We start from the raw sequence: 14,098 nt of genomic DNA on the forward strand, positions 1-14,098 counted from the left end.
TGACGGGCTTTATAAACCCCGGAATATTCCCGGTGAGTGACAAGGAGAATTTAACGGATGAACATGATGCGCACGGCAATGCTTCTGGCCTTCATGACCGCATTGTTCATGGGTGTCGGTTTTCTGATCGGCGGCAAGGGCGGCATGATGATTGCCCTGCTCATTGCGGCCGGCATGAATCTTTTCTCCTACTGGAATTCTGACAAGATGGTCCTCTCCGCCTATCATGCGCGGGAGATCGATGAGGCGAATGCGCCTGAGTTTTTTCACATGATCCGCGATCTGTCGCAGAATGCCGGCCTGCCAATGCCGAAGGTCTATATTTATGACAGCCCGCAGCCGAATGCCTTCGCGACAGGTCGAAACCCACAGAACGCAGCTGTTGCCGCTTCGACTGGACTGCTGGAGCGGCTGACACCGGAAGAAGTGGCGGGTGTCATGGCGCATGAACTCGCGCATGTGCAGAACCGGGATACGCTAACGATGACAATCACCGCCACGCTGGCGGGTGCCATCTCCATGCTCGGTAATTTTGCCTTTTTCTTCGGCGGCAACCGGGAGAATAACAATAACCCGCTGGGCTTTATTGGCGTACTGGTTGCGATGATTGTAGCGCCGCTGGCAGCGATGCTGGTGCAGATGGCAATCAGCCGCACGCGGGAATATTCCGCCGACCGGCGCGGTGCGGAAATCTGCGGCAACCCGCTCTGGCTCGCCTCCGCCCTGCAGAAAATTTCGAGCATGGCGCAACGCATTCACAATGACGATGCCGAGCGTAACCCGGCGACGGCGCATATGTTCATCATCAATCCGCTTTCCGGCGAGCGTATGGACAATCTCTTCTCCACCCATCCGAACACGGAAAATCGTGTGGCGGCGCTGCACGCCATGGCGCAGGAGTTTTCCCCGCGAGGATCGACGCCGCCGCCATCGGGTGATAGACCTCTGCGCAAATCAGGCTCGGTTCCCAAAACAGGCTGGGGACGAGGCAATGAAAACGAGCGCAAGGGGCCGTGGTCTTGACATCCGATATTCAGAATAAGCCGGCGCGGTCCAAAAAACCGAGGCCGGCAAATGGGAGGGGCCGTGAAGACGGCCCTTCGTCTTTCCAGGATAAGCCGGGCCTTGCCGCCCGCATTGCCGCGACCCGCATTCTGGCGGCCGTTCTGGAGAAGAAAACCTCGCTGGATGGCATGCTCGATAGCGAAAACGGCAACCCCGTCTATCGGGCTTTATCGCTTGCCGACCGGGCGCTGGTGAGAGCCATCGTCAACAGCGCGCTTCGCCACCTCCCCCGGATTGAAACGGCACTGTCGATGCTGCTTGACGGGCCGTTGCCGCAAGGCGCGCGATCGCTGCATCACGTTCTTGTCGTCGGTGTAGCGCAGATGCTTTATCTCGATGTGCCGGATCATTCCGCTGTCGATCTCGCCGTGGAACAGGCTCATCGCGATCCGCGTAACCGGCGTTTCGTCAAGCTGGTGAATGCCGTTCTCAGAAGGCTTGGCCGTGAAAAAACGGAGATCGAAAAGGCTGTCGCCGAGGTCCCCGTGCTGCCGGACTGGTTCTACGCCCGGCTTGTTTCAGCTTACGGGGACGAGGTTGCTCAAAGGATTTCACAGGCGCAGCTGACGCCGTCCTCCATTGATCTGACAATCAAAGCTGATCCCGCTCTTTGGGCGGAAAAACTGGGTGGCACGCTCATGCCGAATGGCAGCGTGCGTCTGGGTGAATTCGAGGGGCAGATTCCATCGCTCGAAGGCTTTGCTGAAGGTGCATGGTGGGTGCAGGATCTCGCGGCCAGCATGCCCGTCAGGCTTATGGGTGACATCGCCGGCAAGCGCGTTGCCGATCTCTGTGCCGCTCCGGGCGGCAAGACTGCCCAGCTGGCGCTGGCGGGCGCCAGGGTGACGGCGCTGGATCAGTCTGGCAACCGTCTGCGTCGTCTCCGGGAAAATCTCGACCGGCTTGGCCTCCGTGCCGAAACGGTGGAGGCCAATATGCTGAAGTACCAGCCGGAGCAGCTTTTTGACGCGGTTCTCCTCGATGCGCCCTGTTCTTCCACCGGGACACTTCGCAAACATCCCGATGTCTGCTGGACCAAGGATGAGACCGATATTGCCAAACTGGCGGCTCTTCAGGGCCAGATGCTGCGGCACGCGCTGACCCTTATTGGTCCCGGTGGCCTCGTGGTCTTCTCCAATTGCTCGCTCGATCCTTCCGAAGGCGAAGCGATGATTGCCGCGGTTCTTACGGAAAACCCAGATGTGGAGCGTGTTGCCGTGCGCCGCGAGGATTGGCCCGGAATGGAAGCGGCTATCAGCGCCGATGGCGATCTTCGCACGACGCCGGACATGTTCGGCGGTGTCGATGGGTTTTTTAGCAGTGTCTTGCGTAAGAAGTAGAAAAAAGCCAAGCTCTCGCGAATCATTAGATATTTATCGAAAACGTTCCGGTCGTCGCGGTTCACTGATAAAAACAAAACATGTGAAACGGGAAACACAGCTTGTTAGGGTCCTTTGCAGGCAGCATGAATGCCGCCGGTCTTCTTTCGCGGATGGCGTATCGTCATCTGTGTGTCGGCCTCACGCCTTTGCGCCTGCATATATCGCGATTTGCCAACCGCGTGCCCGACGGTCTGGTGGCGGCGCCGACCGATCTGAGGGCGATCGATCCCTATTTTGCCGAGGAATTGCTGCGCGGTCGCATCGCGCTGGCTGGAAAGGTCGTTGAAACCGGCGGTGCTTCGCCGTTTCAGGTGGATTATCCCTCAGCGGTTTTTGAAGAACGGCTGCACGCATTCAGTTGGCTGCGGCATATTCGCTCCGACAAATCGAGCGAGGCCTGCAAACGCGCGCGTCGCATCGTCGCCGAATGGATGGTGTTGCATGGCAAGCGCGTTACGGGCACCGCCTGGTCGCCGGAAATCGCGGCGCAGAGGCTGATTGCTTGGCTCTCGCACTCCCCAGTGGTTTTATACGAGGCCGACGCCGGTTTTTATCGCCGCTTCCTGAAAAGCCTCGCCTTTCATGTGCGTTATCTCGAGCGGATCGTCAAACACGCGCCGGATGGTGAAGCGCGACTGAGGATCAGGATCGCACTTGCCATGGCTTCCATCGCCATGCCTGCGCGTCTGTCGCGGATCAGCCGGAACGGGTTGAAGCTGGCGCAGGAAATGGAACGCCAGATTCTTCCCGATGGCGGACATATCTCCCGCAATCCGCGCGTCATGCTGGACCTGCTGCTCGATCTTCTGCCGCTTCGGCAAAGTTATATCAATCTCGGCCATGATCTGCCCTCCGGCCTGGTGCCGGCGATAGACCGCATGTTTCCGGCGATCCGGTTTTTCCGGCATCAGGGTGGCGATCTCGCGCTGTTCAACGGCGCGACGGCCACGCTTGCTAACGAACTTGTTTCCGTGCTGCGCTATGACGAAACGGCCGGCCGGCCTTCCAAAGTCCTGGCGGATGTGAATTACCACCGGCTTGCGACGGACGACACGGTCATCATCGTTGATACGGGGTATCCCGGGTCGGCGGAGCTTTCACGCAATGCCCATTCCGGTTGCCTGTCTTTCGAAATGTCCTGCGGCAAGAACCGCTTCATCGTCAATTCCGGTTTTCCCCGAAACGCGGCGCCGGAATATCAGCGGGCCAGCCGTTCCACGGCGGCGCATTCCACCGTCACACTTGCCGACACGTCATCCTGCAGATTATCGCGCTCAAGGCTGCTTGGCCCGATCATGGTATCGGGCGTCAGTCATGTCGATAGCCGACGTGGAACGGACGCAAATGGCAACGACGTCCTATGGGCGTCCCATGATGGTTATTTGCAGAATTTTGGCTGCTATCACGACCGGGAAATAGAACTGAATGCGGCCGGCACCAAGATAAAGGGCCGGGATCTGCTTCGGGCTGATGCGACTGTGGTAAAAGCGCAATTGCAGTCGGTCACGGCGGTTTCGCGTTTCCACATTCATCCCCACATTCAGTTGCACCAGCGGGATGAGGAGTCGGTCTATCTGGAGGCAGCGGACGGAACCGTATGGCTGTTTTCCGCACCCGGATTGGAGCTCTTCGTCACCGAGGATGTTTTCATGGCCGATGCATCCGGTATGCGCCCGTCGCAGCAGATCGAGCTCCCCTTCAATCTTGCGAATACGCGGGAAATCCGCTGGCTGATCGAACGCCAAGCTTAAACGATTTCCGGCGTGGGGCAAAAACCACCATAGTTTTCACCGTTCGGCGTCCCCGCTGTTTATTAATCCGGTAAGCTGTGTTAACGCGGCGGCAATTGCTGGATCAATCCCATTCCAGCCTGTCCTCCCCGTTAAACGGAGTTTGCCTGATGGCTGTTGTGTCCAAAAAAATTCCCGCCCCCGATAAGGTCAAAATCCGTACGGCGCTTCTTTCCGTGTCCGACAAGACCGACATTATCGAGCTGGCGACGGTTCTGTCGAAGCTTGGCGTCAAGCTCCTGTCAACCGGCGGTACAGCGAAAGCCATTGCCGAAGCGGGCCTGCCGGTGACGGATGTCTCCGACGTGACCAATTTTCCCGAGATCATGGACGGCCGCGTCAAGACCCTGCATCCCAATGTACATGGCGGGCTTCTGGCGATCCGGGACGATGCGGAGCATGTCGAGGCAATGAAGGCGCACGGTATCGAGGCGATCGATCTCTCGGTCATCAATCTTTATCCCTTCGAGGAAGTCCGCGCCAAGGGCGGCGATTATCCGACGACGGTCGAGAATATCGATATTGGCGGCCCGGCGATGATCCGCGCTTCTGCCAAGAACCATGCCTATGTCACTGTCGTTACCGATCCTTCCGACTACCCTGACCTGGTTGAAGCGCTGCAGGCTGATGACGGCCAGACATCTTATGCGCTGCGCCAGCGTTTCGCTGCCAAGGCCTATGCCCGCACCGCCGCTTATGACGCTGTCATTTCCAACTGGTTTGCCGAAGCGCTGGCGATCGAGACGCCTGATTACCGCGCCATCGGCGGCGCGTTGAAGGAAAAGATGCGCTATGGCGAAAACCCCCATCAGAGCGCCGGTTTTTATCTGACCGGTGAAAAGCGCCCCGGCGTCGCGACGGCGACGCTTCTTCAGGGCAAGCAGCTTTCCTATAACAACATCAATGACACGGATGCGGCTTATGAGTTGGTGGCGGAGTTTCTGCCGGAAAATGCGCCGGCCGTCGCCATCATCAAACACGCAAATCCCTGTGGCGTTGCGACTGGCCCGACACTTGCCGAAGCCTATCGGCGGGCGCTGGCATGTGATTCCGTTTCCGCTTTCGGCGGTGTCATCGCCTTGAACCGCACGCTTGATGCTGAAACGGCGGAAGAAATCGTCAAGCTCTTCACCGAAGTCATCATCGCGCCTGATGTGACCGAAGAAGCCAAGTCCATCATCGCTCGCAAGCCGAACCTGCGCCTTTTGACCGCTGGCGGCCTGCCCGACCCGCGCGCGGCCGGCATTACGGCGAAGACCGTTTCCGGTGGCCTGCTTGTGCAAAGCCGTGACAATGGCATGGTCGAGGATCTGGACCTCAAGGTCGTCACGAAGCGTGCACCGACGGCGCAGGAGCTTGAGGATATGAAGTTCGCCTTCAAGATCGCCAAGCATGTGAAGTCCAATGCCGTCATTTATGCCAAGGACGGACAGACCGCGGGCATCGGCGCAGGTCAGATGAGCCGTGTGGATTCGGCCCGTATCGCGGCGCAGAAGGCGGAAGATGCTGCCAAGGCTCTCGGCCTTGCCGAACCGCTGACACGCGGCTCCGCCGTCGCTTCAGAAGCGTTCTATCCCTTTGCCGACGGCTTGCTCGCTGCGATTGCCGCAGGTGCCACCGCTGTTATCCAGCCCGGTGGCTCCATGCGCGATCAGGAAGTGATCGATGCCGCAAACGAGCATAATGTCGCAATGGTCTTTACCGGCATGCGCCACTTCCGCCACTAAGCGCGGAAATAGTCAGGAATAACAAAGGCCCGGAAAGCGATTTCCGGGCCTTTTGTTTCACGTGGGACAATCTTGGTGCGGCTGCAGGTTCAGGTCACCGCTCCAACCTGCCAAGGCACGAATTCATTGTCGCCGTAGTCGTAAATCTCGCTGACGGTCTTGTCGCCGGAAGCCACGGCCAGAATATGCTCGAAAATTCGTTTGCCGGATTCTTCGATGGTTTCGGCGCCGGTGACGATCTCGCCACAATTGATATCCATGTCTTCCTTCATGTGTTCATACATTTCGGAATTGGTGGCGATCTTGATGCAGGGTGCGGGCTTGAAACCTGAAACCGAACCGCGGCCGGTAGTGAAACAGATGACGTTACAGCCGCCGGCAACCTGGCCGGTGACGGCAACCGGGTCATAGCCGGGCGTATCCATGAAGACGAAACCCTGTTCCGTCACGGTCTCTGCGAATTCATAAACCGCCTTTAGCGGCATGGAGCCGCCCTTGGCGACTGCGCCAAGCGATTTCTCCAGAATGGTGGTCAGGCCGCCGAGCTTGTTGCCGTGGGACGGATTGTTGTTGAGTTCGTCGCCATTGCGGGCGGTATAATCCCGCCACCAGTCGATGCGCTGCAAGAGCTTCTCGGCGACTGCAGGGGTGACGGCACGCTTCGTCAACAGATGCTCGGCACCGTAAATTTCCGGCGTTTCCGAGAGGACGGTGGTGCCGCCATTGCGGACGATGAGATCAGACGCATAGCCCAGAGCCGGATTGGCGGAGATGCCGGAATAACCATCCGAACCGCCGCATTCCAGGGCCACCTTCAGCTTGGAGAGCGGCTGCTCAGTGCGGCGGGCGGCATTGACCATCGGCAGCATGGCCTTGATCTCGGCAATCGCCGCATCGATCGTCTTGCGAGTGCCGCCATGCTGCTGGATCGTCATGGTGCGCAGCCGTTCACCCTCTTCCATCTTGTAATGTTCGAGAATGGGGGCGATCTGGTTGGTTTCGCAGCCGAGGCCGATCAGCAGAATGCCGCCGAAATTCGGATGGCGGGCGTAGCCCTGAATGGTGCGGATCAGCAGTCGGTAACCTTCCGACTTGGTATTCAGCGCACAGCCGCCGCCATGGGTCAGGGCCACGACGCCATCGACATTGTCGAAGCCGTCAAGGCCGCCCTGCCTGTTGAAATAATCGGCGATGTAGCGCGAGACGGTGGCGGAACAGTTTACCGAGGCGATGACGCCGATATAGTTGCGTGTGCCAACGCCGCCGAGGCCACGGTCATAACCCATGAAAGTACGGCGCGCGGCTTCCGGCACCATGCCCTTTTCCTCGATATCCACGCTGAACTGATGCGCGTGTTCAGAGGGCACCATGGCGAGGTTGTGCAGGTGCACATGCCGGCCAGGCTCGATGTCCTGCGTCGCAATGCCGATCACCTGCCCGTATTTCAGCACCTCGTCTCCGGATTTAATGAACTTCAGGGCGACCTTGTGACCACGCCCGATAAGCTCCAGCGCCGCCAGATTGCCCCTGCCCGTCGCGCCGCCGGCCGGAATAGACCGGCGCGCCACCGCGACATTGTCGTTGGCGTTCAGCAAAATGGTTGCCTCGGAATTCTCACTCACGGGTTTTCCTCCTCCCGATATATATCGCCTGCTATGTTTTGAAATCAGCTTTCCACCCAGCGTCTTTTCGAGCCTTCGAGATGGGTATGCATTGCCGCTTGCGCCAACAGCGGGTCCTTGAGTTCCAGCGCTGCCAGAATCGCTTCGTGTTCCTGAAGCGCATAGGTCCAGGTGTCGCGATCTTCGAATTTCACGCGAAGCTGCGCCGAAATGGGGCTGTGGCGCTCATCGAACAGGTTCGCCACCAATCGCGCCAGGACGCTGTTGCCGGACTGTTCGGCTATGGTGACGTGAAACAGGCGATCCTGATCGAGAGGTTTGCGACCGGCCTCGATTTCCCTCTGCATGGTATTAAGTATCTGACGGAGGGTCGCGATTGTTTCATCGGTCATCCGGCTTGCCGCCAGAACGATGGTAGCGCCCTCCAGCGCGGCCCGCGCCTGCATCAGCTCGGAGGGGCTGTCGCCCATCGACTTGGTGTGATGGGTCGTCTGAAGCGCCTCGGCCGATACATAGACGCCGGAACCCATGCGAATTTCGACGGTATTATCGATTTCAAGTGCAATCAGCGCCTCGCGCAGCGAGGGTCTCGATACACCGAGCTTCTGGGCCAGTTCCCGCTCGGCGGGGAGCCGTGTGCCGGGCAGGAATTCACCGAGATCGATGAGTTCGCGTATCTGGTCCGCAATCTGCTGATAGAGCCGGCGCGGTTCCGCTATTTTGGCCTGACCACTCATGTGTTTTTTGCTGAAGCCTTTGTGATGCTGGTATTTGGCCTTACCGTAACGCCAAGCGCAGCAATACGCAAGAACTTACTCAAATAACTGAAAATACGTCATTATTTTCAAGATATCTTTGACAGCTCACCTTTCTCTTGAATGCGCTTCTCCACTTTTTGAGCTAATTGGCTTGACCATTATCCGAAACCGGCCTAACCATTTGGCCTGTTCATGACCCCCGGTGGAGCGGGGAGTGCGGGTGGAGGTTTTTTGATGTCGCAGGGCGCATCGACAATTCGGGGCGAATTTTCGCCTGGGGAGATGGCGCACGCGGAGCGTTTGGTGCTTCTGCGTCTCGAAAACATCAGCAAGGAATTTCCGGGCGTCAAGGCGCTGTCGAATGTGCATTTCGATCTGCGCAGCGGCGAAGTGCATGCGGTCTGCGGCGAGAATGGCGCGGGAAAATCGACGCTGATGAAAATCATCAGCGGCGTCTATCAGCCGAGCGACGGCACCATCCTGCACAAGGGTGTGAAGGTGCAATATGCATCGCCGTTGGAATCCGAAGCCGCCGGCATCGCCATCATTCACCAGGAACTCAACCTCGTTCCGCATCTTTCCGTCGCCGAAAACATCTATCTTGCGCGCGAGCCGCGCCGCGGTTTCCTCGTCGACCGCAAAAAACTGCGGCTTGACGCCAAGTGCTGTCTCGACCGGCTGGGTGTCGATATCGACCCCGACCAGATCGTGCGTGGCCTCTCGGTCGCGCAATGTCAGATGGTGGAAATCGCCAAGGCGCTCTCTCTTGACGCCGAAGTGCTCATCATGGACGAGCCGACCTCCTCGCTGACCGAGCAGGAAACGCGGCTCCTGTTCAAGGTTATCCGTGATCTCAAGGCATCCGGTGTCGGCATTGTCTATATTTCCCATCGTCTGGATGAAATGGCCGAAATCGTCGACCGGGTGACGGTTCTGCGTGATGGACGTTATATTTCGACCGACGATTTCGCTTCGATCACTGTCGATGACATCGTCACGCGCATGGTCGGGCGTTCGCTGGAAGACAAGTTCCCCGAACGCACGTCCCGTCCGACGGATGACATCATCTTCTCGGTTGAAGGCCTGACGCGCAGCGGCGTGTTCCACGATGTCGGTTTTTCGCTGCGGCGCGGTGAAATCCTCGGTTTTGCCGGGCTGATGGGCGCCGGCCGCACCGAAGTCGCCCGGGCCATCTTCGGCGCCGATCCGCTTGATGCGGGCAAGATCGTTTTCAACGGGCGCGAACTTTCCATCAGTTCGCCGCAGGACGCTATCCGGGAGGGCATTGCCTATCTCTCGGAGGACCGCAAAAGCGATGGCCTTGCGATCAAGATGTCGGTTGCGGCCAATACCACGCTTGCCAATCTCGGCGAGGTTTCCAACCGCTTCGGCCTGATCGATTTCAAGAAGCATGATGATGTTGCGAAGCGCTACGTCGATCTCCTGAATATCCGCACCCCCTCGATCGAACAGACGGTGCGGCTGCTTTCGGGCGGCAATCAGCAGAAAATCATCATCGGCAAATGGCTGTTCCGGCAGTCGCGCGTGCTGTTCTTCGATGAGCCGACACGCGGCATCGATGTCGGCGCGAAATTCGCGATCTACAAGATCATGGACGAACTGGCCGCGCAGGGCATCGGTGTCATTCTCATCAGTTCGGAACTGCCGGAAATTCTCGGGCTGACGGACCGTATCGCCGTTTTCCATCAGGGCCGTATCACGGGCGTGCTCGAAACCGCCAAGACCAATCAGGAAGAAATCATGCGGTATGCGTCCGGTTACGGCCGGGCCGCGCAGTGAGGAACGACATGGCCAATATTGCAGAACCCAAGAAGAGCTTTGCTGTCAGCGACCGCCAGAAGGATATTATCCAGAAGTTTGCGGCGCTCGGTAGCCTCTTTGCCCTTGTCGCGGTCTTCTCCGCAACCAGCAGCGCTTTCTTCACCGTCAATAATGGCATGACGATCGCGCTGCAGGTGACCTCCATCGCGCTTCTCGGCATTGGCGCAACCTGTGTCATTATTACGGGTGGCATCGATCTTTCCGTCGGCTCGGTTCTGGCGCTTGCCGGCGTCGTTGCCGCGCTTGCCGTGAAAGAACTCGGCATGCCCGTGCCGGTCGGGATGTTGCTCGGCATTCTGACGGGGTCACTCTGCGGCCTTATCAACGGCCTGCTTGTCACCCGTTTCAAGCTGCCGCCCTTCATTGCCACCCTGGGCATGATGCTGATCGCCCGTGGCGTGGCGCTGCAGATCACCGGTGCGCGCGCTGTCTCCGGTCTCGGCGAATCCTTCGGCGAACTCGGCAATGGCGCTCTTTTCCGCATCGTCAATATCGGTGACGACGGCTTTCCGAATGTGGTGTTTCCCGGCATCCCCTACCCCGTTATCCTGATGGTGGTGATTGCGCTTGCGGTCTCCTTCATGCTCAACCGCTCGATCCTCGGCCGTCACATCTATGCCGTCGGCTCCAATGCGGATGCCGCGCGCCTGTCCGGTGTCAATGTCGCCCGCGTCACCAATTTCACCTACATCCTGTCCGGCACGCTCGCCGGGTTGACGGGCTGCGTGCTGATGTCGCGCCTCGTCACCGCCCAGCCGAATGAGGGTGTGATGTATGAGCTGGATGCGATTGCCAGCGCGGTTATCGGCGGTACGTCCCTGATCGGCGGGGTGGGCACGATTTCCGGCACCGCCATCGGCGCCTTCGTCATCGGCATCCTGCGCAACGGTCTCAACATGAACGGCGTCTCCGCCTTCACGCAACAGATCATCATCGGCCTCGTCATTCTGGTCACCGTCTGGATCGACCAGCTGCGCAACCGCCGCTGATCAAGGGCCTGCGGACCCTTTCCGCAAAAAGATCGGCAAGGGGAGGCCCGATATGCCGACATCACGGAGGAAGAAATGAAGAAAATTGCGACTGCCCTTCTGACATCCGCAATCGCGCTGTGGAGCGTTTCCACCGTGCAGGCCGGCGAAATCGCCGTCATCGTCAAGACCGTCAATTCCACCTTCTGGCAGAACGTCCAGAAGGGCGCCGATGCGGCGATGAAGAACTCTTCCGGTAACACCATGACCTTCCAGGGTCCGGCAGCCGAATCCGCGATCGCCGACCAGGTCAACATGGTTGAAAACGCCATCAATCGTAAGGTTGCGGGTATCGTTCTTGCCCCTTCCGATCCGGACGCGCTGGTGCCTGCCGTCAAGAAGGCCTGGGAGGCCCGTATTCCCGTGGTGCTGATCGACTCGCAGCTGGCGAGCGGCTCGGAGCAGTATTACCAGTCGTTCCTCGCGACCGATAACAAGAAAGCCGGCGAACTGGCCGCACAGGCGCTGATCGACAAGGTGGGCAAGGAAGGCAAGATCGCCGTCATGTCCTATGTAGCCGGTGCCGGTTCGGAAATCGGCCGCGTTGGCGGTTTCACCGATTACATCCAGATGAACTCCAACCTGAAGATCGTCGGCCCGTTCTATTCGCAGTCGCAGATGGCGACCGCGCTGAACCAGACCACCGACGTTCTGGCCGCCAATTCCGACCTCAAGGGCATTTTCGGCGCCAATGAGCCGACGGCAATCGGCGTCGGCCGTGCGCTTGCCCAGAGCGGCAAGGCCGGCAAGGTTGTCGCCATCGGCTTCGACGGCAATCAGGACCTTCAGGGCTTTGTCAAGGACGGCACGCTCGCCGGCATCGTGGTTCAGGGTTCCTATCAGATGGGTGAAAAGGGCGTAGAGACCATCTCCAAGCTCATCAACAAGGAAAAGGTCGAGAAGTTCGTCGATACCGGCGTCGTTGTTGTCACCAAGGACAATATCGACAAGCCGGAAGCCAAGAACGTTCTTTACTGATTGCGTGATGACGCGCCGCTGTGCGGCGGCGCGTCCTTCCAAAGACAAGCTGGAAAGTCCCTGCGATGAAAGTCTCCGATATACGTAAATTGCCGCGCCGCGCCGTTGACGTCACGGTCATGGGTCTTGGTTGCGCCCAGATGGGCAATCTCTACCGCGTCACGCCCTATGAGGAATCTAAAGGTGCGTTCGACAAGGCATGGGAAAGCGGCATGCGTTATTTCGATACCGCACCCTTTTACGGCTATACGCGGTCGGAGCGTCGTCTCGGCACCATGGTGACGGAGCATGAGCGGGGCGACTATACGCTCAGCACCAAGGTCGGCCGTGTGATGGTTCCCGATGAAACCGTCGGCCCGGAGGAAGACGCCTATATTGCACCGTTGCCCTTCCGCCCGGTTTATGATTATTCCTATGACGGTATCCTGCGCTCCTTTGAGGCCAGCCAGCAGCGGCTTGGCATTCTGAAGCCGGATATTCTTTATGTGCATGATATCGGCTCTTATACCCATGGCGAAAAGCACCGGCACTATTGGGAGCAGCTGACCACCGGCGGCGGTTTCAGGGCGCTTGGCAAGCTGCGTGAGGAAGGATCGACGGGCGCCGTTGGTCTTGGCGTCAATGAGTGGAAAATCGTCAGCGATGCCATGGATGTCTTCGATATCGACGTCGCCATGCTTGCCGGTCGTTATACGCTTCTGGAGCAGCAGAGCCTCGCCTTCATGAACCGCTGCGCTGAAAGCGGCGTCGGCATCGTTGTAGCAGGTGCATTTAATTCGGGCATTCTGGCCGGCAACCGCAAGTTCAATTATGCCGATGCACCTGCCGATATCCTCACCCGCGTCGATGCGCTGCAGGGCGTGTGCGAGGAGCTGGGCGTCTCGCTGCAGGCGGCCGCGCTGCAGTTTCCGCTTGCCCATTCGGCTTCGGTCACGGTCGTGTCAGGCGCGCGCAACGCGCAACAACTTGCCGCCAATATCGAATGGTTCGAGCAGTCGATCCCGGATGAATTCTGGTCCGAACTGCACAGGCGTGGCCTGATCGCCGAAGGCGCGCCGGTGCCCGGCGGAAAGGCTTGAGGCGATGATTATCGACGCCCACCAGCATTTCTGGCTGATGAAGGATCGCGCCGGGCAATGGCCGCCGCCATCGCTTGCTGCGATCTATCGGGACTTTCTTCCGGCCGACCTGTTGCCGTTGCTGGCTGCTGCGGGGGTTTCCGGCACGGTGCTGGTGCAGACGATGGAGACCGCGGCCGACACGGATTTCATGCTGGCGCTTTCGGAAAAGACCGATTTCATCAAGGGTGTTGTCGGTTGGGTGGATATGAAGTCTGCCGGTGCCGTGGTGGAAATTGGCCACCGGGCAAAACACCCGGCCTTTAAGGGCGTGCGCCCCATGCTGCAAGGCATGGAGGATGTAGCCTGGATCGACGATCCAGCGCTGGATGCCGCCGTGGAAGCGCTGGCGACGCACGGACTGGTGTTCGATGCGCTAGTCTTGCCGCCCAATCTGCCGCATCTCCTCGCCTTTGCCCGCCGCCATCCGCAATTGCCTATTGTCATCGATCATGGTGCGAAGCCGCTGATTGCTACCGGTCACTACAGCGGCTGGCGCAGGGACATGGCCGCTTTGGCGGTTCTTCCCAATGTCCATTGCAAGCTCTCCGGCCTTCTGACCGAACGCGGCGATCAACGGCCGGAGGCGGTACGGCCTTATGCCGAAACCATTCTGGAACTGTTCGGCGCAAACCGCGTGATTTTCGGCAGCGACTGGCCGGTGTTGCGGCTGGCTGGCGATTATCAGGCATGGCTGGATTTTTGCCGCGATGTCGTGCCGGCAGAGGACCATGAGGCCGTTTTCGGCGGCAACGCCATCCGTTTTTATTCCCTTTCCGACAGGTGAT

At 59.0% G+C, this 14,098-nt stretch carries 11 protein-coding genes; 9 read left to right on the forward strand and 2 right to left on the reverse strand.

Translation table 11 applies throughout. From position 1 onward, the window contains the following. The first annotated feature begins 57 nt into the window (after positions 1–57). The 4 genes from htpX to purH all read left to right on the forward strand — a co-directional run bounded on the left by htpX (position 58) and on the right by purH (position 5,964). Positions 58–1,023: a zinc metalloprotease HtpX gene (gene htpX / locus AC5YUO_RS08065; RefSeq protein WP_496152931.1), complete on the forward strand. Its 966-nt coding sequence runs from the start codon at positions 58–60 to the stop codon at positions 1,021–1,023. After that, on the forward strand, positions 1,020–2,405 hold the full coding sequence (locus AC5YUO_RS08070) for an RsmB/NOP family class I SAM-dependent RNA methyltransferase (RefSeq protein WP_496152932.1): 1,386 nt from the start codon (positions 1,020–1,022) through the stop codon (positions 2,403–2,405). The genes htpX and AC5YUO_RS08070 overlap by 4 nt, the downstream gene beginning before the upstream one ends. A 125-nt stretch (positions 2,406–2,530) precedes the next feature. Further along, entirely contained in the window at positions 2,531–4,198 is a 1,668-nt protein-coding gene (locus tag AC5YUO_RS08075; protein WP_496154828.1) for a heparinase II/III family protein, read from the forward strand. Between the two features lie 149 nt (positions 4,199–4,347). Further along, positions 4,348–5,964, forward strand: a complete 1,617-nt coding sequence (gene purH, locus AC5YUO_RS08080) for a bifunctional phosphoribosylaminoimidazolecarboxamide formyltransferase/IMP cyclohydrolase (RefSeq protein ID WP_496152933.1) — start codon at positions 4,348–4,350, stop codon at positions 5,962–5,964. A gap of 89 nt (positions 5,965–6,053) precedes the next feature. Here the strand turns inward: purH and AC5YUO_RS08085 are convergent, their stop codons facing one another. Together AC5YUO_RS08085 and AC5YUO_RS08090 are read right to left on the reverse strand one after the other, a co-directional pair. Beyond that, entirely contained in the window at positions 6,054–7,586 is a 1,533-nt protein-coding gene (locus tag AC5YUO_RS08085) for a UxaA family hydrolase (RefSeq protein ID WP_400817362.1), read from the reverse strand. 44 nt (positions 7,587–7,630) lie between these two features. Next, the gene (locus AC5YUO_RS08090; protein ID WP_400817364.1) at positions 7,631–8,323 is read right to left on the reverse strand and encodes a FadR/GntR family transcriptional regulator; all 693 of its coding nucleotides are present in this window, start codon (positions 8,321–8,323) and stop codon (positions 7,631–7,633) included. A 255-nt stretch (positions 8,324–8,578) separates the two neighbouring features. On the opposite strand from AC5YUO_RS08090, the gene AC5YUO_RS08095 reads away from it, so the two are divergent. The 5 genes from AC5YUO_RS08095 to AC5YUO_RS08115 all read left to right on the forward strand — a co-directional run bounded on the left by AC5YUO_RS08095 (position 8,579) and on the right by AC5YUO_RS08115 (position 14,097). Further along, positions 8,579–10,144 carry a sugar ABC transporter ATP-binding protein gene (locus AC5YUO_RS08095; protein WP_496152934.1) on the forward strand — a complete coding sequence of 522 codons (1,566 nt, stop codon included), beginning with the start codon at positions 8,579–8,581 and terminating at the stop codon, positions 10,142–10,144. An 8-nt stretch (positions 10,145–10,152) separates the two neighbouring features. After that, positions 10,153–11,175, forward strand: coding sequence for an ABC transporter permease (locus AC5YUO_RS08100; RefSeq protein ID WP_065114417.1), 1,023 nt, complete (start codon positions 10,153–10,155; stop codon positions 11,173–11,175). A gap of 75 nt (positions 11,176–11,250) precedes the next feature. Beyond that, complete coding sequence (locus AC5YUO_RS08105) at positions 11,251–12,192, forward strand: ABC transporter substrate-binding protein (protein WP_404502016.1); 942 nt, start codon at positions 11,251–11,253, stop codon at positions 12,190–12,192. 65 nt (positions 12,193–12,257) lie between these two features. Then, positions 12,258–13,271, forward strand: coding sequence for an aldo/keto reductase (locus AC5YUO_RS08110; protein ID WP_496152935.1), 1,014 nt, complete (start codon positions 12,258–12,260; stop codon positions 13,269–13,271). 4 nt (positions 13,272–13,275) lie between these two features. After that, on the forward strand, positions 13,276–14,097 hold the full coding sequence (locus AC5YUO_RS08115; protein WP_496152936.1) for an amidohydrolase family protein: 822 nt from the start codon (positions 13,276–13,278) through the stop codon (positions 14,095–14,097). Position 14,098: the final 1 nt, after the last annotated feature.

The organism is Agrobacterium sp. LEGMi-208b (genome assembly GCF_059511785.1).

Bases quoted from the DNA above. Each gene is read 5' to 3' on its own strand.
- purH (WP_496152933.1), top strand. From the start codon at position 4,348: ATGGCTGTTGTGTCCAAAAAAATTCCCGCCCCCGATAAGGTCAAAATC.
- AC5YUO_RS08075 (WP_496154828.1), top strand. From the start codon at position 2,531: ATGAATGCCGCCGGTCTTCTTTCGCGGATGGCGTATCGTCATCTGTGT.
- htpX (WP_496152931.1), top strand. From the start codon at position 58: ATGAACATGATGCGCACGGCAATGCTTCTGGCCTTCATGACCGCATTG.
- AC5YUO_RS08095 (WP_496152934.1), top strand. From the start codon at position 8,579: ATGTCGCAGGGCGCATCGACAATTCGGGGCGAATTTTCGCCTGGGGAG.
- AC5YUO_RS08090 (WP_400817364.1), bottom strand. From the start codon at position 8,323: ATGAGTGGTCAGGCCAAAATAGCGGAACCGCGCCGGCTCTATCAGCAG.
- AC5YUO_RS08115 (WP_496152936.1), top strand. From the start codon at position 13,276: ATGATTATCGACGCCCACCAGCATTTCTGGCTGATGAAGGATCGCGCC.
- AC5YUO_RS08110 (WP_496152935.1), top strand. From the start codon at position 12,258: ATGAAAGTCTCCGATATACGTAAATTGCCGCGCCGCGCCGTTGACGTC.
- AC5YUO_RS08105 (WP_404502016.1), top strand. From the start codon at position 11,251: ATGAAGAAAATTGCGACTGCCCTTCTGACATCCGCAATCGCGCTGTGG.
- AC5YUO_RS08100 (WP_065114417.1), top strand. From the start codon at position 10,153: ATGGCCAATATTGCAGAACCCAAGAAGAGCTTTGCTGTCAGCGACCGC.